The following is a 22,430-nucleotide window of genomic DNA, read 5'->3' as shown; positions in this document are numbered from 1 at the left end:
GAGGCCTGACCACCAAGATCCACGCAGCAGTCGACGGTCAGGGGCGTCCGCTCGCGGTGGTCGTCACCGGCGGACAGCGCAACGACGGCGCCATGCTCACCGAGGTCCTCGCCGATATTCGGGTACCGAGATGCGGGGCTGGGCGTCCCCGCACTCGCCCGGACGCGGTCGTCGCCGACCGGGCCTACACCAGTGGCGTGAACCGGCGGATGCTCGCCGGCCGGGGTATCAAGGCAGTCATTCCGCAGAAGGTCACCGAGATCGACGCCCGCCGCCGCAAGGGCGCCGCGGGTGGTCGGCCACCGACATTCGACACCGATACCTACAAGGGCCGCAACGTAGTTGAGAGATCATTCAACGACACCAAGCAATGGCGCGGACTGGCCACCCGCTACGACAAACTCGCCATCACCTACCGGGCCGGGGTCGTGCTCCAAGCATGCTTGCGATGGTCACGACTATTGGGAGACACGCCCTAGGTACTGCCCGGCCAGCTCCGAGGCTTGCGCGCCGGGAACCCAGCACCCGGCGTCCTCGCTCACGGTGGTGCAGGACCCATCGGCTGGGCGGACACCCGCCCGCGTCGACAGCAGTTCGTGACGAAGCGAATGAACCCGCAGGAAGGGGGGCAGCCACAAACCCGAAGCCGGGTGTGGTCGAGTTCCGCTTGGACAGACCGAGTGAGCGTGGTAGAGGCATTCCTGGAGACATTCAAGGGCGCGCGAAGGTCGACCTGACGGTCGTGTACGCCGGCACCGGCGCAGTCATTCCAGCGGTCGTAGCTTCGACTGCGTCCACTACGCTATGTCGGTGCTCGCCCACTTCACCCGAGTGGAGATGCGATGCCTGGAGTAGTCGCGGCTCGATGGATCGTCGAAATTCGGGAGACCGAGCAATATGTGAGTGTATCTTCCGGGTATGAGATACGCGTACCAGGAGGCGATCGTCGCGCTCGGGGCCCGACCTGCGGAGGAAACTGCCCGCACAATCGGAGAATTTTGGAACGAGCACAACGGATCATCCGCATCGAATCTACTTGACGTAGGTTCTGCTGACGGTGCCGCAACCGAGGCCATTCTTAGTTTTACAAAGAATATTAGGTTCGATTCGGTGGTTGTTGTCGAACCAGATCTGAGTCTGTGTGATATTGCGGTCGCCAGGATTTCGGTTGGCACAGGTCGAGTCGTGGGGGTTTCCTCGATAGATCATGCGGGAGGAGGTTTTGCGCATGTCTTAGCTTCTCACGTACTATACCACTTCTCCGATCTGAAGGAGGCGATAATCGATTTCGCTGGGCGCCTGTCTCACAGCGGGTTGTTGACAACAGTCGTACGCTCAACAACGTGCGATACGTTCCTCTTGCGTTCACTTTCCTGCCGACGCACTGCGGAGACGGCTAGGATTAATGAGAGCAAGGTGATGGCGGCGTTCCGTGGTGCCGGGTTGGATCCAGTGGTTGAATATGTGCAGAGGCTTGTTTCTTTTCCGAGGGAACAGTACCGTGCGGGTGTTCCGGATGGCGCACTGAAGCAATTCCTAGAGTTCGCAATGAGGCTGGACGTCGCAGGTCCACTTGACCAGGAAGCCAGAGGGTTGTTGAACGAAATGATCATGACTAGGACGGTAGGTGATGTCATCTCATTTTCTCTCAGGGACATGATCGTCTTCGGTTGCAGAGTCGACTGCGATGGTTCTCACTCGGCGAGGATGACGTGGTGAAAGTGAGCATCCTTGCAGGTGGAGCAGGGGTTCGAATGGGGCTCGCGAATGGACGAAAACATCTAATGCCTCTCCCCAATGGTAGTCCGTTGGTTGGTTACGTGTTGTCTGAGTTGAGTCGGATTACTGTTGATTATCGTATCGAGATGGTGCTTGCTGAGAGCGACAGTGTGACTGAGAATTTCCTTGAAAGCTGTCGTGGAATAACAGGGAGGTCGTTCCGCTACATGAAATCTCTCGGAACTGCACCTGCTGTAGTCGGCGCAGCGGAAGATGTAGGAGTCGGTGAGACGCTCGTCGTCGCTGCTTCTGACTTGATTGGTGATGCAGGAGCGGTGTCACGATTCGTTAATATGGCTGTCGCGGACGTGAGGGGCGGAATCCTTGATTGTGTCCTCGCCGTTGATTGGATTCGATTGTCGGACATGCGTCCGGTGTCGGTGAGAGTTGATTCCAACAATATGTTGGTATCCTGTATTGGGAAATCGATCGAGTCGGAGCCACTTACGTACTCTGGCATCCGTGTAATGAGCGGAGAATTTTGTCGAGCGTATGTCGAAGCTGCAGGTGGGTCTTCTAGTGACACGGAGGTAATGTCCAAGCTCGCCGACAAATTCCCTGCGCGGATCGGCGCAGTCATATGCGCGGACTTCATGGATGTAGACTGCCCTGATGACTGGAACTTGATGTTGAGCAGATTCTGTTCGTAGTCTCCTGGAGGTTTCAATTATGGTGGGACGTTTGGCAAACGAGAACGGTTGGGGCAATGTTCGTAGTCTGCTCAGGGCGAAAACCGTCTACATTGCGTCGTTGATATTCCTGGCCGGGTGGGTATTTATGCTGCTTGGCCTACTTGTAGGTCGAGGATCCGGACGAGATCTTCTGGTTGCGCTGGGTGCAACGCTTCTTACTTCGTCCGTGTTGTCTGTAATTAGCGAGGCGGCGATGCGACTCGATACCCTAGAACCTCTTTATGAGAAGCTCGAAGGAATCTCCGCTGCAGTCGATTCGTGCGGAGCGTCTGCTGGAGAAGGGCGGATTGTAGCGAGTCGCCGCGAGATTGACTTCGCAGCGTTCGTCAGGCGCTCCACGACGTTGTTTATCGTTGGAATCAGCTCGAATGATGTTCTTGCCGTAGCGGTGTCGGATCTTATCGAGGATCGGATGAGGTCAGGAGATTTGACTACTGTTGTCGTTGGTTTGCTGAACCCTGATAGCGAGGCTTCGCGGGTGCGCGCGGGGTCTTCTGCCTATGGTGGTTCTGGTGGCTCTGCGATAAGCAAGATTCACGCATCGATATCCGTTGTGCGTGACTTGGAGAGTGTGGCTTCTGGATTAGATAACGTGAGGTTCGAATTCCGGCAACTGCAGCATGTGCCGAGTGTTTCTTTGGTGGGTAATCAAGACGAGATAGTGATCACCCCGGTAATCAGTACTCGGACTGGCGGGCGGTCGCCATCGATTTGTATCTTGCGTCGTGGGGACAGTGGGGATACCTACTCGGTCTATCGCGAATGTGTGCAATCCGACCTTGAAGTGTCCTTCTGAGGTGGATTTCCGGGAATTGGCGTCGGCAAGAGCGTTGTACTCGCGACGTGCGGTTGGCTACGACGGCGAAAATGCCCGACGCGGCGAGGCCGCTAGGGTGCTCTTCGCGGAAATCGCTGCTGAGATCGTGCGTGTAATGCCTGTCGCAGGCGATACAATTGACCTCGGTGCCGGAACGGGAAGATTTGCCGAGATCCTCGGACAGCGCTCAGCGATGTTGACGAGCGTCGATTGCTCTAAGGATATGCTGAGGGTATTGATGCGACGAATTCAGTCGGCCCCCGTATTTGCTTCCCGTGTTGTGTGTGCGGACGTTGAGAACATGCCATTCTCCGATGAAGGGTTCGACTACGCAGTCTGTATCAGCGTTCTTCAATATCTGGACCTTCGAGCTTTCGCTTACGAGTGCGCAAGAATTCTGGCAGTCGGATCCCGGATTACCATCGGGGTTGTTGTGGTCCATCAGGACGACGACAGTCGATGGCGTGATGCTGAATTTCAATCGGACTGTGAGGGTAGGTATTATTCCAGATTTCGAACCGAGCAGGACATTGATAATGCGTTTCATGAGCAAGGCCTGGAGTTGATCTCGAAGATCGAATGCCCTTATCGTCGGAATTTCTCGGATCTGGTTTCAGACAAGGTGCGTTTCACGGCGCGCGAGGATCTATTGGCGGCGTGTGAAAAGTACAGGAGTGCGTCTGATGAAGTACGACAGATCTATGAGATTGACGACTTAGGATTTACGCAGCACTATCGTGTGTTCACATTCGAGAGAACTTCGAATCCGAGTTGACTCGGTGCGCATTTCACCTATGGCGCACTCGGAAATTGGTGTCCGACATTTGTTGTTAGCCTGTGATGAGAGCGGGAATGAGAGTGCTTCGCCGAATGGCTGCTCTGTGGAATCGTGTCGTCTCCCGTAGATGTGAAGATGGGCATGTCGCAGCCGTGGCGTGGACCAATTGCCATTCTCCTGATAGTTGATCCAATCGGCGCCTAACGAACTGGCCAATAGTCTGGCTGCAAGCACGGAGAGCATTGCTTGGTCCAATAGTTCATCAGCGGTAAACTCGAGTCGACTCGCAACATGTCGGTGCGTTACGACGAGAATGTGGCCACCGTTGTTCGCTGAAATGTGTGGTCGCTCAGGGGCGTAGATGCTTGATAGATGTGATCGAAATATTGTGCGGTCGACCGCCAAGGTGCAGTATGGGCACGCGTGTTCTGTGTGAGTGTCTTTCGCTTCATCGAGGCCGGTCCTCGGTTGACAGGTGAGACCTCGGTCTGCATGAGGTGTGTGACTCATCCTCATGACCATAGTCTTCCGTACATAAAATTGCCGCAGCAATTTGCACGATGATCGCGCGGCTGTGAATCTCAGCGCCAACCGAGGGCCGGGGCCACGTCCTTGACCAGCGACTCCAGCAGACGGGTGTTGTACTCCACGCCCAGCTGATTCGGCACCGTCACCAGCACGGTGTCGGACTCGGCGATCGCCTCGTCGTCGCGGAGCTGCTCCACGAGCTGCTCCGGCTCCGCGGCGTAGGTGCGACCGAACACCGCGCGGAAGGTGTCGATGTTGCCGAACTGGTCGTCGCTGGGGCGCTCGTGCCCGAAGTAGGCGCGGCTCTCGTCGTCGATCAGCGGCATGATGCTGCGGCTCACCGAGACGCGCGGCTCGTGATCGTGACCGGCCTCGGCCCACGCGGCGCGGAACTTCCGGATCTGCTTCGCCTGCTGCACGTGGAAGGGCTCGCCCGACTCATCGGTCTTGAGGGTCGAGCTCATGAGGTTCATGCCCAGTTTCGCCGCCCACTCGGCGGTGGCATCCGATGCGGCGCCCCACCAGATCCGGTCCCGCAGCGTCGGCGAATGCGGCTCGACGCGGAGCAGCCCGGGCGGGTTCGGGAACATCGGCCGCGGGTTCGGCTGCGCGAAGCCGCCGCCCTCGAGCACCTTGAGCAGGACCTCGGTGTGCTCGCGTCCCATGTCGGCGTCCGTCTTGCCCTCGCCGGGCTGGTAGCCGAAGTACTTGTAGCCCTCGATCACCTGCTCCGGCGATCCGCGGCTCACGCCGAGCTGCAGTCGCTCGCCGGCGATGAGGTCGGCGGCGCCCGCGTCCTCCGCCATGTACAGGGGGTTCTCATAGCGCATGTCGATCACGCCGGTGCCGATCTCGATCCGCGAGGTCCGCGCCCCCACGGCCGCCAGCAGCGGGAACGGCGAGCCGAGCTGGTTCGCGAAGTGGTGCACGCGGAAGTACGCGCCGTCGGCGCCCACCTCCTCGGCGGCCACCGCGAGATCGATCGACTGGTGCAGGACGTCGGCCGCGGAGCGGGTCCGCGAGCCGGGGGAGTCGGTCCAGTGACCGAAGGACAGGAAGCCGATCTTCTTCATGGCCGCTACAACCCCGGACTGCGGTCCGAATATTCCGCGCACCGTCGGGCGGCGGACCGCTCCCGGGGCAGCGCGAGGCGACCCACGCGGTCGTCGCGGATCAGGTGCGCGTCGACGAGGTCCGGCACGTCGGCGACGCTGACTCGCCCGTACCAGGCGTCGTCCGGCTGCACGGTGACCACGGGGGCGTGGTTGCACGGGAACTGGCAGCCGGTCACGGTGACCAGGGCGTCGTCGTCGCCCAGGCCCGCGCGGCGCAGCTCCTCGCCGAACGCTGAGGCCAGTCCGGACGCCCCGAGGGCCGAGCAGCGCGGACCGCGGCACACGAGGACCTGATGACGGTGCTGGGGCACGTCCTCCCAGGCGGGCGAGTGCAGCGGCGCGGCGTCGGCCGCCATCGGCGCGCCGCCCGCGGCGATCGCCGCCGTGAGTAGCGCGGCGTCGGGCTCGGGCAGGAGCTGCGGGGCCAGACGGAGGGTCGGCGCACCGTCGTAGCCCCGGAGCCAGTGCGCGGCCACCCGGCGCAACCACGACCGCTTCGGGCCGGGCTGCGCCCACCCCGTGCCGATGAGCAAGAGGTCTCCGGCGCCGCGGTCCGCGACCGCGGTCAGTACGTCGACCAGCGCCGGGTCGTGGACCTGCAGGAACGCCGGTTCAGCGTCGGCCGTCCGGGCGAGGTCGGTCAGCTCGGCGGGGTCGACGCCGGCCGACATGCCGACGAGGATCGCGGTCACGGCAGGGCCCGGATGCCGTCGGCGACGCGGCGCGCACCGTCGAGCAGGCGGACGCCCGAGGTGGTCTCCGAGAACGGGACGATGACGAAGCGGTTCTCGCGCACCGCGCGGAGCTGACTCATCGCCGGGTCCTTGCGCGCCTGGTCGATGCGTTCCTGGGCGGGGTGGCCGGACGATTCAGCGATCACGATGACGTCCGGGTTCGTGCCGACAACGTTCTCCAGCGAGATCTCGGCCCAGTTGCCGGGCCGATCGGCGAACACGTTGACGCCACCGACGGAGTCGATGAGAAGCTGCGGCGTCCCCTTGCCTGCACCCACGTTGAGCCCGGACTGCGCGCCGAAGTCCCACCACAGGATCCGCTGTCCCTTGGCGGCGTCCTTCAGCGCAGGAGTACCCAACTCGGCCTTCTGCGCGTCGATCACCTTCTGCGCCGCGGTCTCGGTCCCGAACGCCCTCCCCGCGGCGGTGAGCTCGTCCCAGATCAGGTCCCAGGAGGCGCGCTCGGGCTTGCGCGCACAACCCGCCGGGGCGAGCAGCGTGGCGATGCCCTGCCCCTGCAGCTTGGCGCGATCGCCGGCGTTCTTCTCGCTGAACGCGGAGTTGTAGGAGCCGTAGACCAGGTCCGGATGCACCGACAGTATCTTCTCCTGCGTCGGGTACGTCGCCGCGAGCACCGGGACCTTGGCGTAGTCGGCCTGGAACCGTGGCGCGACGGCGTCGTCGAGGTACGCCGTGCCCACCATTCGGTCCGCGACGCCCAGTGCGAGCGCCACCTCCGTGGCGCCCTGGTTCATCGTCACGATCCGCCGCGGCTCGGCCTTGACCTCCGAGGCGAAATCGCAGGTGGTGACGGTGACCGGGAACTTCCCGTTCGCGCGGCTGCTCGGAGCGGCCGCCTGATCGGAGGTGCCGCATCCGGCGAGGAGAGTCGCGGCGAGGACCGGGGCGAGAAGGGCGGCAGAGCGCATGGTTTTCACGCTTTCGTCGGCCGCCCGTGCGCGGGGCGGCGATGGGACTACGGCGAGTCGGCGGGTATCGGACTCGAGGTGGTGCCACCTCATACCGTTGCGCGCCAGTCCCGGATTCTCACCGGGTTCCCCTGTCCGACTCGGAGTGGACGCTATCAGGACGGCGAAGCCACGCGGTCGCGAAGGAACTTCGGGAGCCTCGCGGTCGTGCGCTCGTCGAATCCGACATCACCCGTTGACTACAGTCGAGGCGTGAGCACTTCCACCATCGCGATCCTCGTCGCCGTCGTCGCCGTCCTCGTCATCCTGGTGGCGCTGGCCACGGGCTTCTACCTGAACAAGCGCCGGCGGGTCTCGCTCAAGGACGAGACGCCCGAGCCGAAGGGCCTCGACAAGTCGGGCGGCTACAAGGCCGGCGGCGGGTTCAGCTTCAGCGAGGGCACCCGGGAGGCCGAGGCCGTTCCGCTGGTGCCGAAGGCTCCGCCCGCGCCGAAGCCGGCAGCGCCCGAGGTGACACCGGGCGCCACCGTCGAGCCCGATGTCGAGGTCGAGGCGGCGGACCGGGTGGCGGCGCAGGACGAGGTCAAGCCCGAGGCCGCGCCGAGGATCTCCCTCAAGGACCTGCAGGAGTCGCGCGACCAGGAGGCCGCTGAGGCCACTTCGGCGCAGATGGACGCGCGGCTAGCCGAGGCCGAGGAGATCGACCCGACCATCGCGAACGTCGCCCCCGCCGCGCCGAGCGAGGTCGAGGAGATCGAGGACGAGGCCGCCGCTCCGGCCGTGCCCGCAGCCCCGGAGTCAGAGGCGCCCGCGGCACCGTCGGCCCCGCAGCTGGACGAGATCGCCCCGACAGCGGGGCGCCTGGACCGGCTCAAGGGCAGGCTCGCGCGCTCGCAGTCGACGGTCGGCGCGTCGCTGCTGGGCCTGCTCGGCGCGGGCGATCTCGACGAGGACTCGTGGGAGGAGATCGAGGACACGCTGCTGCTCGCCGACCTCGGCACCCCCACCACGATGGCCGTCGTGGAGAAGCTGCGCGACCGGATCGCGACGCAGGGAGTCGGCAGCGCCGCGGAGGCCCGCGCGCTGCTGCGGCAGGTGCTCATCGAGGAGGCGCACCCTGAGTACGACCGCAGCATCAAGGCGCTGCCGCATGCGGGCGCACCGTCGGTGCTGCTGGTGGTGGGCGTCAACGGCACGGGCAAGACCACCACGACCGGCAAGCTGGCGCGTGTGCTCGTCGCCGACGGCCGACGCGTACTGCTGGGCGCCGCGGACACCTTCCGTGCCGCGGCTGCCGACCAGCTGCAGACCTGGGGCGAGCGGGTGGGCGCCGGCATCGTGCGCGGCAAGGAGGGGGCCGACCCGGCGGCGGTCGCCTTCGACGCGGTGGCGAAGGGCGCGGAGGAGGGTGTCGACGTCGTCATGATCGACACCGCCGGTCGCCTGCACACCAAGACGGGGCTCATGGATGAGCTGGACAAGGTCAAGCGCGTCGTCGAGAAGAAGGCCAAGGTCGACGAGGTGCTGTTGGTCCTGGACGCCACCATCGGGCAGAACGGTCTCACACAGGCCACGGTGTTCGCCGAGGTCGTGGACATCACGGGCGTCGTGCTGACGAAGCTCGACGGCACCGCCAAGGGCGGCATCGTCTACGCCGTGCAGCACGAGCTGGGCGTGCCGGTCAAGCTCGTCGGCCTGGGCGAGGGCGCCGACGATCTGGCGCCGTTCGAGCCCACCGCGTTCGTCGACGCACTACTGGGCTGACACGACGCTGCTCCGAACACGACCCGTGCGGTGGTGTTCGGAGCACACGCCGAACCGTCGGTCAGACGTGGCGCGAGAGGAACGAGTCCAGCGCCGCATTGAACTCCCCGGGAGTCTCGAAGTACGCCGAGTGGCCGGACTCCTCGAAGGTGTGGGGGACGGCGCCGGGGATGAGCGTCGCGACGTGTAGATGACTCGTGGGCGTGAGGAAGTCGTCGTGCGAGCCGCCGGCCATCAGCGTCGGCGTGGAGAAGCAGGCGAGATCCTCGGGGAGCAGCTTGACGTCGTCGTCCTGCATGGTGCGCGCGTCGAAACCGGGGTTGAGCTCCTTGATCCGGCTGTAGAGGAAGAACAGCTCCGGGTGCTCCTTGACGAAGGTGCGGTTCCACCCGACCGCCGCGTCGTCGCCGCCGCGGTTGCCGCCGTGGCCGGCGTTGAAGGTATCGCCCGCCGTCCGGAGCACTTCCCAGTTCTGCGGCGAGTAGGCGGGGGTCGGCGAGCCGTTGATGAACAGCGCCGAGACCCGCTCCGGGTGTCGTGCCGCCAGCGGCAGGCCTGCCCAGGCGCCGAGCGACTGGCAGCAGAACGCGGCCCGGTCGATGCCCTCGGCGTTCATGATCGCGAGGATGTCGTCGGGGTAGTGGCGCGGGTGCGACTGCTCGGGCGGGCACCGCGAGTTCTTGAATCCGCGCAGGTCCACGGTGATCACCCGGTACCTCTCGGCGAAGTAGGGGACCTGTTGGAACCAGCACATCGTGTTGCCGCCACCGCCGTGGACGAAGAACAGCGGGTGGCCTGAGCCGGCGGTCTCGTAGTAGACGTCGATGTCGCCGGAGGGTGCGTAGGGCATGGTGGATCTCCTTGTGCGGGTGGGTGTTCGTGGGTGGGCCAGCGGCTGTGGTTCAGGCGGTGACAGCGGTCGGTGCGATGGTGGCGGTGTTCCCGCGGATCGCGGCGACGAAGGACGGCGAGCGCAACGCGGCGAAGGTGCCGAGCAGTCCGGCGATCGACGCGAAGGTCACGTAGTAGGGCAGCACGCCGTAGCCGCCGCGCTCGTGGAGCCACTCGGCGAGCAGCGGGAAGGTACCGCCGAAGACCGCGACCGTGGTGGCGTTGACGATGCCGCCGCCCACCGCGCGCAGTGCGGGCGGGAAGAGCAGCCCGCCGTAGACGTTGATCGCCGTCATCGCCGGCGCCACCAGCAGGCCCAGCACCAGCGCGACCACCCAGAAGGGCATGGACCCGGCCTTCAGAGCCAGCAGCAGGGGAGCGGTGAGCAGGATCTGCAGGACGTAGCCGATGCGGAGAACGACCAGAATGCCGACCTGATCGGCGAGCCAGCCCAGTGCGAGCATCGTGACCAGGACGAGGGCCAGGGTGAGCGTCATGAAGCTCGACGCCGACTCCTTCGACGTGACGCCGATGTTGTCGCCGTACACCGGCATGTAGAGCAGCGCGAAGTAGAACGGGATGGTGCCGGAGATCGTCATTCCCAGCATTGCCAGGCAGGCCCAGCGGTGCTCTCGGAAGACGGTGCCGATGGGAGGGCGCTTCGTGCCGAGCTCGGCGGTCATCGCCTCGAAGGATTCGGTCTCGGGGGCGCTGCGGCGCACCCAGATCGCGAACAGTCCCACTGCGGCAGCGGCGACGAATCCCCAGCGCCAGGCACCGTCGTTGAGGGCCTCCCTGCCGAAGATCGCGTACATGGCGGCGATCGTTCCGAACGCGAGCAGGGATCCGATCACGATGCCGCCGTACGCGACTGCGCTGTAGCGCCACCGCATGTGGACGGGAGCGGCCTCGGTCACATAGGCGGCCACCGTCGGGGTTTCGCCCCCGTACGCGAGCCCCTGGATCAGGCGCAGGACGACGGCCAGTACGCCGGCGAGCACGCCGACCGCGGCGGCGGTGGGCAACAGTGCGATCCCCAGGCTCGCGAGGGCGATGCCGCTCATGCTCACAAGGAGGCCCAGGCGGCGGCCGTAGCGATCGCTGAACCGGCCGATCACAATGCTGCCCACCGGGCGGGCGAGGAAGCCGACGGCGAAGCCGGCGTACGCGGCCAGCAGCTTCCCACTGCCATCGCCGAACACCGATGCCGCGAAGAACGGGGCGAGAACGGCGTAGATGTTCCAGTCGAAGGATTCCACGATCGAGCCCACGGTCGAGGCGGTCAGCTCTCGCCGGGATCGGCCGCGGTCACGGGGTGGGGCCTCGATGGGTGACGTGGTTGTCATGGCGGTGTGGTCCTTTCATTCCGCCGGCCTGCGGCGCTGCTCGCAATGGTGGTGAGCCGCATCACATCAACTCGAAAATCTGGTGTAGATTGCCGAAATGATCAGTCCAGTGCAGGAATCTGCCGAGCTATCCGATCTGGAGCTGAGATTGATCAACGTGCTGCAGGTCGACCCGCGTGTCTCCTGGTCGCGTGCGGGCGAGGCGCTCGGCGTGGATCCGTCGACGGTGGCGCGCACCTGGAAGTCCCTTGCCGCCTCCGGGCGGGTCTGGGTCTCGGCCTATCCGCGCGCGACCCCGGCCGGGGTGCCGTTCGTGGCGTTCATCGAGGTGGGCTGTCGCGTTGGCGCTCGTACGGCCGTCGCGGACGCGCTCGCCGAACGACCGTGGGCCGCCACGATCGAGCACGCGACCGGCGGCCGTGACCTTCTGGTGAGCGTTCTGGCGAGCGGATTGTCCGCCCTCTCCGGGGTGTTGTCCGAGGAACTGGAGGCCATCGACGGCATCCGCGCGGTGCGGGTGCAACTGGCGACCGTGGTCGCCGTCGAGGGCGGCGGTTGGCGGTTGCGTGCCGTCGAGCCCGACGCCGTCCGGCGGCTGGCGGAGGATCGCACCGAGGTGCGCTTCCATCCGATGCGGCTCGACGAGCACGACGTGCTGTTGGTCACCGAGCTCGGGCGCGATGCGCGGGCGGGATACAGCGAGCTGGCTGCCCTGTCCGGGCTGGGGATCAGCACCGTGCGGCGCCGCGTGCAGCGTCTCATCGCGAACGGCGCGGTGAGCCTGCGCTGCGAAGTGGCGCAGGCGCTCAGCGGCTGGCCCGTGTCGGCGGCGATCTGGTGCCGGGTCCCGCCCGCGGAACTCGAGGCGGTGATGAGCGGGTTCGCCGGAATGCCCGAGGTCCGGCTCTGTGCCGCCCTGACCGGCGGGACCGCGAACCTGTTCGTATCGTTGTGGGTCCGCTCGCCAGGCGAGTTGCACCGGCTCGAAGGTCAGCTCAGCGCGCAGGCCCGCGGCATCGAGGTTGTGGACCGCATGCTGGCACTGAGGCACATCAAACGCATGGGTCACCTCCTCGACGCCGCGGGCCGCTCGGTCGGGGTGGTTCCGGTGGTCCCGGCCTGAAGTGGCGGGGCCACCGGGCTCAGGCGATGACCTGCTCGACGAACGAGAGCTGGCTCAGCACGTAGGCGCGGGCCAGGTGGTGCAGCTCGATGGAGTGGCCGACGCCCGCCATCAGCGCGGTGGCGAAGGGCGCGGCGGTGAAGTGCCGCGCGACGGCGGCGACGGCCTCGTCGTCGGAGCGCCAGATGTTGTCGTGCGCCGCGAACGTGAGCCGGACCGGCGCGCTGACGGCGGCGCCGACCGCGGGCAGCCGGTCGGCCCAGTCGACGACGTCGTACAGCTCGGGCATCGGCATGGGGCGCAACAGTTCTCCGTCGCGCGCGATCGCCGAGGCGGGGTAGGTGCCCTCCGGTCCCAGCATGACGCCGGCGTGCGCCTCGGGCGGCAGGGCGATCGACGGGGCGTCGCCGCGCAGGCCGCCCCACATCTCGCGAATGCCGGGCTGCCACAACTCGCCGAGGCCGCTGACCTCGACGCCGCGGGGCGTGCTCGACGACGCCGCCACCAGCAGCGCGAGCATGCCGCCGATCGAGTGGCCCACGAGCACGACCGGCAGGTCGAAGCTCGCCGCCAGGCCGTCCATCGCGGCGGTGAGGATCTTCGCCTGGGCGTCGAAACCCAGCCGGTCCGCTGCGACGTCCGCGCTGCCGCCGTAGCCCGGGCGGTCCACGGCGACCACGGTGTGGCCGAGGGCGGGCGCGATGGTGAGGAGGGAATCGTCGCCGACCTGGAAGTACTCGGAGTCGTAGGTGCCGCCGTGTACGGCGAGGATCAGGGCGCGCGAGACGCCGGCCGGCCGGGCGATGCGGGCGGCGAGGGACACGCCGTCGGCGACGAGGGTGATCGATTCCACGGGGGCGGTGGCAGTGGTCATGGTGAGGTCTCCTTGTGCGGGTGAGGCAACGATACGTTGATGGCGAGATTTCAACGTTGATGTCAAGAAAACTCCGTGAAGCTCTTGATTGTCAACAGTGATGTTGATAATTTGACTCGTATGTCAGAGACGATAGCGGTGATGCAGATGACCAGCCCCTTCCACGAGCCCGGCCTCGTCGCCTACCCGGACGAGTACGTGCGCCGATACCGGGATGAGGGGCTGTGGCGCGGCGCCTCCCTCCCGGGCGAACTCCTCGCTGCCGCCGGTGTCTTCGCCGAGCGGACCGCACTGATCACGCCCGAGGTCCGCTGGACCTACGCGGAGCTCTTCGGCCGCGCGGACCGGTTCGCCCGCGGCCTCCTCGCCGGTACCGACCTCGCGCCCGGCGAGCCGATCATGTTCCAGATGGGCAACGTCGCGGAGACCGTCGTCGCCTACCTCGGCGCGCTCATCGCCGGCCTGCGCCCCGTCTGCACGCTGCCGCAGCACGGTGTCCGCGAGATCGGCCTGCTCGCCGAGCACGTCGGAGCGCGAGCCACCGTGGTCCAGGGCGATCACGGCAAGGGGGAGACCCTCGCGGTCGCCGCCGCACTGCACGCCGACGGTGCCCTCCCGATCGTCATCGTCGCCCGCGGCACTGCGATCGGCGAGTCGCCGACCTACGAGGACCTCCTCGTGGTCGGGGCCTCTGCGCCGGAGGCGCCCGCGGTCGATCCCGAGCAGATCGCACTGTTCCAGCTCTCCGGCGGCACCACCGGGCTGCCGAAGGTCGCGGCCCGGCTGCACGAGGAGTACGTGCACAACGCCCGCGCCTGGGCCCGCGCGCTGCGGTGGGGCACCGAGACCCGGATCCTGTATCCGCTGCCGGTGATGCACAACGCGGGCATCGCGCTCGCGGTCCAGCCCGCGCTGCTCAGCGGCGCGACCGTCGTCCTCGCGCCCACCCCGAGGATCCCCGAGCTGCTCGACCTCATCGAGGCGGAGCGCCCCACGGTCCTGCCACTCATGCCGCCCGCCCTCGTGGTGCGCCTGCTCGAGGAGCCCCGGAGTGCGACGGCGGACCTCTCGAGCATCGTCGACCTCATCGTGGGCGGGCAGGCCCTGCCCGAGGAGGTGTCCGAGCGACTGCGCGACGAGCTGGGCATTCCTGTGCGGCAGATGTTCGGCATGGCCGAGGGCATGTTCCTGGTGACGCCCGACGGTTCCGGCGAAGATGTTCGGCACCACAGTGTGGGCGCGCCGGTCTCGCCCGCCGACGAGGTGCGGATCGCCGAGATCGGCGGCGACGCCGAGGTCCCCGCCGGCGAGATCGGCGAGTTCTGCGCTCGTGGGCCGTACACGATCCGCGGCTACTACCGCGCCGAGCAGCACAACCGCGACGCCTTCAGCGCCGATGGCTTCTACCGCACCGGCGACCTCGCCCGGGCCCACGTGATCGACGGCGTCACCGTCTACTCGATCGAGGGGCGGATCAAGGACGTGATCAACCGCGGTGTCGAGAAGATCCACGCCGAGGAGGTCGAGGAGGTGCTCCTGCGCCACCCGGACATCGTCAGCGCGGCGCTCGTCGCCATGCCCGACCCCGTGCTGGGGGAGAAGGCGTGCGCGTACCTCATCGTCGAGGACGGACACCCCGCGCCGACGGTCGCGACGATCGGTGAGTTCCTCACCGCGCAGGGCCTCGCCGGCTACAAGCGTCCCGAGCGCATCGAGGTCGTCGACCAGTTCCCCCTCTCCAACGTGGGGAAGGTCTCCAAGAAGGATCTGCGCGAGCGGGTCGCCGAAGCACTGCGCGCCGAGTCCGCGCGCTGACCGATACGAACACGAGGAAGACGATCATGGGCAACAGGACGGTAGCGATCATCGGCGGCGGACCCGCCGGACTGGCCGCGGCGCGGCTGATCAAGCTCGGCGACCCGCAGGCGCAGGTCACGGTGTACGAGCGGTCGGACGCCAGCGGCGAGACCTTCGGCTTCGGCGTGGGGCTGACGGAGTCGACCATGTCCAACATGGCCGCCGCCGATCCGGTCACCGCCGACCGGCTCCGCGAGGCCAGTCACGACGGGCACAGTCTTGTGCTGCGCACCGGCGACCGCGAGGTCGAGCTGCACGGCGCACGGAACCTGGCGATCGGGCGCGCGATCCTCCTCGAGGTGCTCACCACGTCGGCGCTCGAGGTGGGCGTGGACATCCGGCTGGGCGCCAAGACCGACATCGACGACATCTCCGCAGACGTGATCATCGCCGCCGACGGGGCGCGCAGCGCCGTTCGGGAGCGCTTCGCCGGCGAGCTCGGCGCGTCCGTCAGCTACGGCAGCCTCCACTTCATGTGGTGCGGTACCGATTTCGCGGTCGACGACGCCAACTTCACCTGGCGCACCAAGGGTGACGCGACCTTCGTGGTGCACGCCTACCCGTACGCCGACGACCGCAGCACCTTCCTCATCGAGACCGACGACCACTCCTTCCGCGCGGCCGGCCTGGACCGGTTCGCCGACGAGACCCCGGCCGGCGAATCCGACGAGCGCAGCCTCGGGCTGCTCGAGGAGGTCTTCACCGAGGAGCTCGGCGGGCGGAAGCTGCTCGCCAACCGCACCCGGTGGGCGCAGTTCCCCACCGTCTCGCTGGATCGGTGGTCGACCGGCAACGTGGTGCTCATCGGGGATGCCGCACACACGGCGCACTACACGATCGGGTCGGGGACGAAGCTGGCGCTCGAAGACGCCATCGCCCTGGCCCGCTCGCTGTCCGAGCACGAGGACGTCGCGGAGGCCTTCGCCGCCTACGAGACGGCGCGACGGCCGTACGTGAGCCGGTTCAAGCACCTCGCCGCCCGATCCCAGAACTGGTGGTCCAGTTTCCGCGAGCGCACCGCTGAGGCGCCCGAGCGGATCGCTTTGTCCTACATGACCCGCGCGGGGAACCTCGGGCTCGAGCACTACGCCGCCGAGTACCCGCAGGTCGCCGCCCTCGCGCTGCGCGAACTCGGGGAGGCGCCCGTGGCGACGCCCGGCACCGTCGACGATTGGGTGCTGAGCCGCCCGCTCACGACCGAGGCGCTGTCCGCGCCAGGGCGCGAGCTGCCGGTCGACGGGCTCGACGATGCCCACGCGGTGCGTGCCGACTGGTCCGGCGGGGAGGTCTGGGGTTCGGCCCATGACGACCTCGTCGCCGAGCTCCGCGGCGCCGACGCGCCCGTCGTGGTGCTGGGCGGACCGTCGGGCCCGACGGACGTGGGGGCCCGGATCGACCTGGCCGAGCGGGTGCGATGGGCCGGTAAGACGGTCGTCGTCGAGGTGCCGGTGGCGCTGCGGTCCGAGGGGGCCGCGGCGGTGGGTGCGGGCCGGGCGGACGCCGTCGTCACCGTGGGGTGAGTCGGCGGCGTGCGTACACTGCGACCCATGGCGACGGCGGAACGCACGGGTAGGGCGAGCGGACAGCGACGGCGCGACTTGGTGATCGGCGACGTGCTGGACGCGGCGACGGACCTGTTCGCCGTGAAGGGCTACGACGCCACCAGCCTGCAGGACATCGCCGACGCCGTCGGGGTGTCGCGGCCCGCGCTGTACCACTACATCAGCAGCAAGGAGGACCTGCTGGTGATGCTGGTGGAGCGGGTCTCACAGGCGCTCGCCGACGTCTTCGCCGAGCTCAGCGCCCGCGCGGACCTCGAGCCCACCGAGAAGCTCACCATCCTCACCGAGCAGCTCGTTCGGCAGCGGGCCGAGCACCCCAGCCAGTTCCGTATCCTCGACCGCTCCGAGATGATGCTGCCCAAGGCGGCGGGCGAGGACCACGCCGCCGCGCGCCGGCGCGTTCTGCGCGAGGTGGTCGCGATCATCGAGGAGGGGATCAAGGCGGGGCAGTTCACGCCTGTCGACCCCCGTACCGCCGCGCTGAGTCTGCTGGGGATGTGCAATTGGGTGGCCTGGTGGGCCAAGCCCGCCGACGGTGTCGAGGTGCAGGCCATCGTCGACACCGTCAGCGCTCTCGCCCGGCAGATGCTCTGCGTCCCCGAGGTCGACGGTGCCGTGGCCGGCCCGGCCGACCTGCTCGCCGAGATCCGCAGTCGTCTGGACCGGCTCGAACCCCTGATCTGAGAACGATTCCCGTTGTCCCGCGCCCGCTCCGCCGCCCGGCGGGGCGGGTGTTCGTCGTGGCCCGGGACGCCGATGTCACCGACTCGACATGAGTGTTGACAATTGAACGCTAACGTCGAATACTGAACGGGAACGGCGAACCCCATCGGAGGAGAACCATGAGCGCCAAGCCCATTCGGATCGGACTGGTCGTCCCCAGCTCGAACGTCACCGTCGAGACCGAAATGCCCCGCATCCTCGCCCGCCACCCGGAGCAGGAATTCACCTTCCACTCGAGCCGCATGCGGATGCAGAAAGTCTCGCCGGAGCAGCTGCGCGCCATGAACGCCCAGCGCGAACGCTGCGTCATCGAGCTCGGTGACGCCGGTGTCGACGCGATGCTCTACGCCTGCCTCGTCGCGATCATGTCCAGCGGCCTCGGCGAGCACCACAAGGTCGAACTGTCGATCGCCGAGCAGCTGGCCGCCGGCGGCAGCGAGGCCGCCGTGCTCTCCAGCGCAGGGGCCCTCGTGGACGCGCTCGCCGACATGGGTGCCCGGCGGATCGCCGTCGTCACCCCCTACCTGCGGCCGCTCGCCGAGCAGGTGATGGCCTACCTCGAGCACGAGGGCCTGACCGTGACCGACTGGCGCGCACTGGAAGTGGCGGACAACGCCGAGGTCGGCTGCATCCCCGGCGATCGCGTCATGGAGGCCGCGCGCAGCCTCGACCTCACCGGCGTCGACGCGATCGTGCTCTCCGCGTGCGTGCAGATGCCCTCGCTCGACCTGGTCCAGGCCGCCGAGGACGAGTTCGGCATCCCCGTGATCACCGCCGCCACCGCGGGCGCCTACCGCATCCTGCGCGCCGTCGGCGCGACCGTCGACATCCCCGGCGCCGGCTCGCTGCTGCGGGCCGACGCGACCGTCACCGTCGACGTCTAGCACCCCGACCCGACCTCCGGAAAGGAGCACCACCATGACCGAGAACACCGAGCACCGCGTGCAGGGCGTCGACCACGCCGCCTTCCCCACCTTCGACCCCGTGGGCACCGTCCGCTTCTACAACGGCGTCCTGAAGTTCCCCATCGTCCACTCGATCTGCGCCGCGGGCTGGGGCCCTGAGGATCACCCCGACTTCATCCACTTCTTCTTCGACATCGGCAACGGCGACCGGATGGCCTTCTTCTACTACTTCGGCCTCGACCCGATCGGCGATCCCACCGCGCCCGGCGACTCCTGGGCGCGCCTGCCGCAGGGCGCCCCCGGCTACTTCGTCAACTCCCGTCACCTCGCGATCCACGTGGACAGCGAGGAGGACCTGCTCGAATACCGCCGGCGGCTGGACGATTCCGCGTGGCCCTGCGAGATGCAGGTGATGCACGAGACCATCGAGTCGATCTACACGCACGACCCCAACGGCTACATGATCGAGATCACCCGGGCCCTGCGCCCGGTGACCCCGCAGGAGGACCTCGACGCCGCGCTCACCATCGAGGCGCTGTGCGACGTGGTCTCGGGCGGCGCACCGTCGATGGACGCGCTGCTGGTGCGCAAGGCCGAGCTGATCGTCGAGCGCGCCGAGGCGTGGGAGCGGGAGGGCGTCCGATGAGCCGCTTGTACGTCCTGGACGTCCCGGAGAACGAGGGCGTCGTCAAGGTCGCCGGCGCCGAGCCCGACGTGGAGATCGCCAAGGTGGGCCCGTACTTCCGGATCACGCGACCCGAGGAGATCGTCATCGACCGGCGCGCGACCGGATGCCGGCACGCGGTCTGGTACAGCTCGCTCGCGGGCCTCGAGGACTCGAAGGTCGCGCAGCACGACAAGGACGCCCTGCGGGTGGTGGACCGGTGACCGCCGCCGAGAGGGTCGGCGCGGGGCGCTATCTCGACGCCGAGGACGTGCCGGAGAGTACCGTCGCGACGCCCGTCGAACTGGCCACCGTCGACGGTGCCAAGGTCGCCGGGGTCCTGCGCACCGTGCCCGGGGCGACCGCCGTCGCCTTCCTCATGCACCCCCGGCAGGACTTCACGCACCACGTGCTCGTGCCCGAGTTCCTGCGGCGCGGCGTCGCGGTGTGGACGCAGGGTTCGCGGACCCTCGGCAACGACCTGACGCTCCTGCACGAGCAGGCGCTGCTCGACATGGCCGCGGGCCACGTCTTCCTCCGCGAGCAGGGCTTCGACACCGTGATCGCCGTCGGTCACTCCGGCGGCGGCGCGCTGGCCGCGTTCTACATCGAGCAGGCGGGCCTGCCCGCCCAGGAGCGGCTCGCGGGGACGCCCGGCGGCAAGTCCGTGCCGCTGCGCACGGCGACGATGCCGCTGCCCGACCACGCGGTGTTCCTGGCGCCGCACCCCGGCCAGGGGGAGCTGCTGCTGCGGATGATCGATCCGTCCGTGGCGGACGAGGCCGACCCGCTGTCCGTGGTGCCGGACCTGGACCCGTTCAACCCCGCCAACGGTTACCGGCCGGCACCGCAGGCGTCGTCGTACTCGCCGGTGTTCGTGGAGCGGTACCGCGCGGCGCAGCGCGGGCGGGTGGAGCGGCTCGACGCCCTGGCCCGGGCGCGCGTGGCGACGGCGCGGGAGGCGCAGCGGCGGTTCAAGGAGAGCGGCGATCCGGCCGACCGCCGGGCCGCGCTGGCCACCGAGTTCCTCACGGTGCAGCGCACCGACGCCGACCTGCGCTGCATGGACCCGTCGCTGGACCCCAACGACCGGCCCTACGGCTCGCTGTTCGGCGCCCGCCCGGACCTCACCGACTACGGAGTCGTGGGCTTCGGGCGGCTGACCACGCCCGAGGCGTGGTTGTCGACCTGGTCGGCGCTGAGCAGCCGCGCAGGATTCCTCCGTTGCGCGCCCGCGGTGACGATGCCGACCCTGTTCATCGAGATCACCGGGGACCAGGCGTGCTTCCCCGACGACGCCCGCGCCATGGTCGCGGCGTTCGGGACGTCCGATGTCGTGCACGTGCGGGTGCGCGGCAAGCACTTCGGCGCCGCCCTCGTGGACGGCGAGCCGACGGCCGCGGCGCTGGCCGGGATCGAGATCGAGACGTGGCTGGGAGCGCGGGGAATCGGGAGCGGCGCCCGGTAGGGGGCGGCGCACCGTCGGAAACACGGACGTAACCCGGGGGCCCGACGGGGCCCGAACCGGTTACACACGGGCAACACGGGCGCGACCACCGGGAAACCGCGGCGGAAGAAGCTTTTCTCACTCGCGTCGCACCGGCGGCGCGCCCGAGGAGGTTTCCCCGTGCTCTTGGCTTCAGTACCCGACGACATGTTCGGGAAAGTGGACACCGGCACCACCGCGTGGATGTTGATGTCGGCCGCGCTCGTGCTGCTGATGACACCCGCGCTGGCGTTCTTCTACGGCGGGCTATCCCGCCAGAAGTCCGTGCTCAACATGATGATGATGTCGATCAGCTCGTTGGGCGTGGTCTCCGTGGTCTACGTGCTGTGGGGCTACTCGACCTCGTTCTCCGGCGAGGGGAACTACCTGGGGCTCTTCGACAACCCGTTCCGGTTCTTCGGCCTCGACGCGCTGACCCAGACCAAGACGGCGGGCGCCGACACCCTGTACGTCCTCAGCCCCACCGGCGCCGGCCTCCCGGCCATCGTGTTCGCGGGGTTCCAGCTGACCTTCGCCGTGATCACGGTCGCGCTGATCTCCGGAGCGGTCGCCGAGCGCGTGAAGTTCGGCACCTGGCTCGCGTTCACCGCGGTCTGGACCACGATCGTGTACCTGCCGCTGGCCCACATGGTCTGGGGCGGGGGACTGCTGTCGAACTCGGAGCACGGGATCGCGGCGTGGCTGTTCGGCACCACCGACGGCAAGGCCACTGTGGCGCCGATCGACTTCGCCGGCGGCACCGTCGTGCACATCAACGCGGGCATCGCCGGCGGCATCCTGGCCATCTTCGTGGGCAAGCGACTCGGCTTCGGCAAGGCCGCGTACCGGCCGCACAACATCCCCTTCGTCATGCTCGGCGCCGCTCTGCTGTGGTTCGGGTGGTTCGGGTTCAACGCCGGCTCCGCCGGCACCGCGAACATGACGGCGGGTCTGGCCTGGGTGAACACCACCGTCGCGACCGCCGCCGCCATGCTCGGCTGGCTCGCGGTGGAGAAGTTCCGCGACGGCCACGCCACCACCGTGGGCGCGGCGTCCGGCGTCGTCGCCGGGCTGGTCGCCGTCACCCCGGCCTGCGCGAACATCAGCCCCGCCGGCGCGATCGGGTTGGGCGTGGTGGCCGGCGTCGCCGCCGCGTACGGCGTCGGCCTCAAGCACCGCTTCGGCTTCGACGACTCGCTCGACGTGGTGGGCGTGCACCTGGTGGCGGGGCTCATCGGCACCGTGTCGCTGGGCCTGCTGGCCAAGGACACCGGCCTGTTCTACGGTGGCGACTACCGCCAGCTGGTGGTCCAGATCGTCATCGCCGGCGTGGCTCTGCTGTTCACCGGCGTGCTGACCGTGATCATCGCCCTGCTGCTCAAGCCGCTCGGCTGGCGGATCGACAAGGAGTCCGAGGCCGACGGCATCGACAACTCGGAGCACGCGGAAACGGCTTACGACCTGGTCTGAGGCGACCGGAACTAAGCTGAAACCCTCCATCGACCCAAGAAGGAAACTCATATGAAGCTGGTCACCGCCATCGTCAAGCCCTTCACGCTCGAGGACGTGAAGGCGGGACTCGAGCAGGCCGGGATCCTCGGCATGACCGTCAGCGAGGTCCAGGGCTACGGCCGCCAGAAGGGGCACACCGAGGTGTACCGCGGCGCCGAGTACTCCGTGGACTTCGTGCCGAAGGTGCGCATCGAGGTGGTCGTCGACGACGCCGTCGTCGACAGCGTGGTCGACGTGATCGTCGAGGGCGCGCGCACCGGCAAGATCGGTGACGGCAAGGTGTGGGTCACCCCCGTCGAGTCCGTCGTGCGCGTACGCACCGGCGAGCGCGGCAACGAGGCCCTGTAGGAA

Annotated in this window: 22 protein-coding genes and 1 riboswitch; of the genes, 16 read left to right on the top strand and 6 right to left on the bottom strand. The window is 67.7% G+C overall.

Translation table 11 applies throughout. The annotated features are described in order from the left end of the window. The 5 genes from AXK60_RS07505 to AXK60_RS25690 form a co-directional block, all read left to right on the top strand. On the top strand, window positions 1-479 hold a 479-nt coding region (locus AXK60_RS07505), incomplete at its 5' end, for an IS5 family transposase (protein ID WP_139057809.1). Between the two features lie 439 nt (window positions 480-918). Beyond that, window positions 919-1,719: a class I SAM-dependent methyltransferase gene (locus tag AXK60_RS26255; RefSeq protein WP_139057808.1), complete on the top strand. Its 801-nt coding sequence runs from the start codon at window positions 919-921 to the stop codon at window positions 1,717-1,719. Further along, entirely contained in the window at window positions 1,713-2,429 is a 717-nt protein-coding gene (locus AXK60_RS26250; protein ID WP_342342452.1) for an NTP transferase domain-containing protein, read from the top strand. Before AXK60_RS26255 ends, AXK60_RS26250 begins: the two co-directional genes overlap by 7 nt. Window positions 2,430-2,460: 31 nt before the next feature. Further along, complete coding sequence (locus tag AXK60_RS26245; protein ID WP_139057806.1) at window positions 2,461-3,267, top strand: hypothetical protein; 807 nt, start codon at window positions 2,461-2,463, stop codon at window positions 3,265-3,267. 1 nt (window position 3,268) lies between these two features. Next, window positions 3,269-4,063 (top strand): class I SAM-dependent methyltransferase, encoded by a 795-nt coding sequence (locus tag AXK60_RS25690; protein WP_139057805.1) that lies wholly within the window; start codon window positions 3,269-3,271, stop codon window positions 4,061-4,063. A 584-nt stretch (window positions 4,064-4,647) separates the two neighbouring features. Here the strand turns inward: AXK60_RS25690 and AXK60_RS07500 are convergent. Genes AXK60_RS07500 through AXK60_RS07490 form a run of 3 tightly spaced genes read right to left on the bottom strand, consistent with a single transcriptional unit; the run spans window position 4,648 to window position 7,372 of the window. Further along, window positions 4,648-5,667, bottom strand: a complete 1,020-nt coding sequence (locus AXK60_RS07500) for an LLM class flavin-dependent oxidoreductase (RefSeq protein ID WP_068570436.1) — start codon at window positions 5,665-5,667, stop codon at window positions 4,648-4,650. A 5-nt stretch (window positions 5,668-5,672) separates the two neighbouring features. Beyond that, the gene (locus AXK60_RS07495; protein ID WP_068570435.1) at window positions 5,673-6,401 is read right to left on the bottom strand and encodes a (2Fe-2S) ferredoxin domain-containing protein; all 729 of its coding nucleotides are present in this window, start codon (window positions 6,399-6,401) and stop codon (window positions 5,673-5,675) included. Next, the gene (locus AXK60_RS07490; RefSeq protein WP_068570434.1) at window positions 6,398-7,372 is read right to left on the bottom strand and encodes an ABC transporter substrate-binding protein; all 975 of its coding nucleotides are present in this window, start codon (window positions 7,370-7,372) and stop codon (window positions 6,398-6,400) included. Before AXK60_RS07490 ends, AXK60_RS07495 begins: the two co-directional genes overlap by 4 nt. Before the next feature lie 42 nt (window positions 7,373-7,414). Then, window positions 7,415-7,527: riboswitch (cobalamin riboswitch) on the bottom strand. 97 nt (window positions 7,528-7,624) lie between these two features. Between AXK60_RS07490 and ftsY the strand changes: the two genes are divergently transcribed. Continuing rightward, window positions 7,625-9,136, top strand: a complete 1,512-nt coding sequence (gene ftsY / locus AXK60_RS07485; protein WP_082777884.1) for a signal recognition particle-docking protein FtsY — start codon at window positions 7,625-7,627, stop codon at window positions 9,134-9,136. 61 nt (window positions 9,137-9,197) lie between these two features. On the opposite strand, the gene AXK60_RS07480 is transcribed toward ftsY, so the two are convergent. Further along, complete coding sequence (locus tag AXK60_RS07480; RefSeq protein WP_068570433.1) at window positions 9,198-9,986, bottom strand: alpha/beta fold hydrolase; 789 nt, start codon at window positions 9,984-9,986, stop codon at window positions 9,198-9,200. Between the two features lie 52 nt (window positions 9,987-10,038). After that, window positions 10,039-11,373 carry an MFS transporter gene (locus AXK60_RS07475; protein WP_082777883.1) on the bottom strand — a complete coding sequence of 445 codons (1,335 nt, stop codon included), beginning with the start codon at window positions 11,371-11,373 and terminating at the stop codon, window positions 10,039-10,041. 97 nt (window positions 11,374-11,470) lie between these two features. Here AXK60_RS07475 and AXK60_RS07470 point away from each other — a divergent pair, with 97 nt between their 5' ends. Further along, entirely contained in the window at window positions 11,471-12,496 is a 1,026-nt protein-coding gene (locus AXK60_RS07470; RefSeq protein WP_068746751.1) for an Lrp/AsnC family transcriptional regulator, read from the top strand. 19 nt (window positions 12,497-12,515) lie between these two features. Here the strand turns inward: AXK60_RS07470 and AXK60_RS07465 are convergent, their stop codons facing one another. Beyond that, on the bottom strand, window positions 12,516-13,370 hold the full coding sequence (locus tag AXK60_RS07465; RefSeq protein ID WP_068570430.1) for an alpha/beta fold hydrolase: 855 nt from the start codon (window positions 13,368-13,370) through the stop codon (window positions 12,516-12,518). A 120-nt stretch (window positions 13,371-13,490) separates the two neighbouring features. Here AXK60_RS07465 and AXK60_RS07460 point away from each other — a divergent pair, with 120 nt between their 5' ends. The 9 genes from AXK60_RS07460 (at window position 13,491) to AXK60_RS07420 (ending at window position 22,427) form a co-directional block, all read left to right on the top strand. Then, on the top strand, window positions 13,491-15,185 hold the full coding sequence (locus tag AXK60_RS07460; protein WP_231855608.1) for an AMP-binding protein: 1,695 nt from the start codon (window positions 13,491-13,493) through the stop codon (window positions 15,183-15,185). 26 nt (window positions 15,186-15,211) lie between these two features. Continuing rightward, the gene (locus tag AXK60_RS07455; RefSeq protein ID WP_068570429.1) at window positions 15,212-16,747 is read left to right on the top strand and encodes an FAD-dependent monooxygenase; all 1,536 of its coding nucleotides are present in this window, start codon (window positions 15,212-15,214) and stop codon (window positions 16,745-16,747) included. 27 nt (window positions 16,748-16,774) lie between these two features. Beyond that, entirely contained in the window at window positions 16,775-17,473 is a 699-nt protein-coding gene (locus AXK60_RS07450; protein ID WP_068570428.1) for a TetR/AcrR family transcriptional regulator, read from the top strand. 158 nt (window positions 17,474-17,631) lie between these two features. Continuing rightward, window positions 17,632-18,396, top strand: coding sequence for a maleate cis-trans isomerase family protein (locus AXK60_RS07445; protein ID WP_068570427.1), 765 nt, complete (start codon window positions 17,632-17,634; stop codon window positions 18,394-18,396). A 34-nt stretch (window positions 18,397-18,430) separates the two neighbouring features. Then, complete coding sequence (locus AXK60_RS07440) at window positions 18,431-19,063, top strand: VOC family protein (RefSeq protein WP_068570426.1); 633 nt, start codon at window positions 18,431-18,433, stop codon at window positions 19,061-19,063. Then, window positions 19,060-19,305: a hypothetical protein gene (locus AXK60_RS07435; RefSeq protein WP_068570425.1), complete on the top strand. Its 246-nt coding sequence runs from the start codon at window positions 19,060-19,062 to the stop codon at window positions 19,303-19,305. The genes AXK60_RS07440 and AXK60_RS07435 overlap by 4 nt, the downstream gene beginning before the upstream one ends. Further along, window positions 19,302-20,549: an alpha/beta fold hydrolase gene (locus tag AXK60_RS07430; protein WP_068570424.1), complete on the top strand. Its 1,248-nt coding sequence runs from the start codon at window positions 19,302-19,304 to the stop codon at window positions 20,547-20,549. Before AXK60_RS07435 ends, AXK60_RS07430 begins: the two co-directional genes overlap by 4 nt. Window positions 20,550-20,735: 186 nt before the next feature. Next, window positions 20,736-22,037 (top strand): ammonium transporter, encoded by a 1,302-nt coding sequence (locus AXK60_RS07425; protein ID WP_068570423.1) that lies wholly within the window; start codon window positions 20,736-20,738, stop codon window positions 22,035-22,037. Window positions 22,038-22,088: 51 nt separating this feature from the next. Continuing rightward, complete coding sequence (locus tag AXK60_RS07420) at window positions 22,089-22,427, top strand: P-II family nitrogen regulator (protein WP_068524879.1); 339 nt, start codon at window positions 22,089-22,091, stop codon at window positions 22,425-22,427. Window positions 22,428-22,430: the final 3 nt, after the last annotated feature.

This window comes from Tsukamurella pseudospumae, from assembly GCF_001575195.1.
In the GTDB taxonomy this organism is placed as follows: Bacteria; Actinomycetota; Actinomycetes; order Mycobacteriales; family Mycobacteriaceae; genus Tsukamurella; species Tsukamurella pseudospumae.
The sequence above is the reverse complement of the archived record's forward strand: the minus strand, read 5'-3'. Positions and strand labels throughout refer to the sequence as shown.